The 1428-nt window shown below is 61.8% G+C and carries 2 protein-coding genes and 1 pseudogene; all 3 read right to left on the reverse strand.

What is annotated here, in order from left to right:
• Positions 1-128: 128 nt before the first annotated feature.
• The 3 genes and pseudogenes from CQ13_RS43000 to CQ13_RS15220 all read right to left on the reverse strand — a co-directional run bounded on the left by CQ13_RS43000 (position 129) and on the right by CQ13_RS15220 (position 1355).
• Positions 129-533, reverse strand: a complete 405-nt coding sequence (locus CQ13_RS43000; RefSeq protein WP_156433688.1) for a hypothetical protein — start codon at positions 531-533, stop codon at positions 129-131.
• Positions 530-781, reverse strand: a pseudogene (locus CQ13_RS15215) (glucose-1-phosphate cytidylyltransferase); the annotation flags it as partial. The gene CQ13_RS43000 and the pseudogene CQ13_RS15215, both read right to left, overlap by 4 nt.
• Positions 777-1355 carry an ISAs1 family transposase gene (locus CQ13_RS15220; protein ID WP_197427343.1) on the reverse strand — a complete coding sequence of 193 codons (579 nt, stop codon included), beginning with the start codon at positions 1353-1355 and terminating at the stop codon, positions 777-779. The pseudogene CQ13_RS15215 and the gene CQ13_RS15220, both read right to left, overlap by 5 nt.
• Between the last annotated feature and the right edge of the window lie 73 nt (positions 1356-1428).

Genomic DNA, 1428 nt, shown 5'->3' on the forward strand with positions numbered 1-1428 from the left:
CCGCCATCCTGCCATGATACAGCTCCTCGTTTCGCCGACCGCAAACGAGGAATCCCCCAACAACCCGTCCGTTCCACCAACTCGGTCTGCTCAATAAGCGCAGGTTTCATGGAATCGATCGTCTAGGTCTATGGTGTCGGAGAAGATGGCGTCCAGGCGGCGCGCTTGAGCAGGTCCTGTGTGATGTTCGATGTTGGGCACGGCGCGGCACGGCCTCCGACGAGTTCACCGTTCCAATGACGTTGGTCCGACAGGTCGTACATGGGTGGCCATAGGATTAGCGTAGCAATGGTTGTGTGGCTATGTGGATAACGATATCGGGCGCAGCGCTGCGAAGCGCGCTGGCCAAATGATCGTGGTTGGTCATTAATCGACTCCATGCCAGCTCCGACAAAGGCGATCAAAGAGAATGCGTACGGGCGGCGGGGGGTCAGCGCCTTGCCGGACGCCGAGATGGAAAACGCGAGCCACGAGCCCTTGAAGCCCATGTGACCAGTGAGAAAGACGCGCTTGCCCGCCCGGAAGCCGTTCATTTCTCCCATACCTTCCACGGAGCCTTGCCCTCAACCCAGAGCGCTTCCAGGAACGCCTTGTCGCGCAGAGTATCCAAGGGCTGCCAGAAGCCGTGGTGCTGGTAGGCCGAAAGCTGTTGCTGCTCAGCCAAGGCTGCGAGCGGCTCGCGCTCCCAAACAGTGGAGTCATCCGCCAGCAGGTCAATTACCTTCGGCGAGAGCACGAAGAAACCACCATTGATCATCCCCCCATCACCCCGAGGGCTATCGCATATGGGCGAGGGCGGAGAGAAGGAAGTCGTTGTCCCATCTGGCCTGGAGCATTTTGTGGCTGATGCGGGCCGGTCCTGGTGTTGTCTGCAGGACGTTGATGGCGAGCCTGCGGATAGCGGCGAGGTTTTCCGGCGCGTGATCCTTGCGACTGCGGCAGGCATCTTCGTCGAAGACCGTATCGAGGACCCAGTGCAGATTGTTCTCGATGCCCCAGTGGGCGCGCACGACCTCGAGCAGCTTCTTGGCCGACAGCAGGCGCGAGGCCAGGAAGTATCGAACCTTGTGCTTGGCAGGCTTGCCGGTGTGGGCGCGCCAACTGTCGATGCAGCCGACGGCAGTGATCGCGGGGAAGCCGTATTGCTTCGCCAACTGTGGTGCCGGCGCGACGATGGCCTGCCGGCGCTCGACACGGCCGTGAGCGCAGGTCCTTCGCTGGCTCGCCCGCGCTGGCTTCCGGGCCGCATCGAGCAGCGCCTTGACGGCCTTGAAGAGCCGGCCGCGATTGCTCTTGATGGCCAACACGTAATGGCCCTTCCGGTCGCGGATGGCCTGGGCTGTAAAAGTATGCACTTGACCTGACAACTGGCTCTTCGTCGTGGTGGGTGTCCGACGAAGATTTGTGTCCGGCGCTACGCGGCCGGCA

This window comes from Bradyrhizobium retamae, from assembly GCF_001440415.1.
Classification (GTDB): domain Bacteria; phylum Pseudomonadota; class Alphaproteobacteria; order Rhizobiales; family Xanthobacteraceae; genus Bradyrhizobium; species Bradyrhizobium retamae.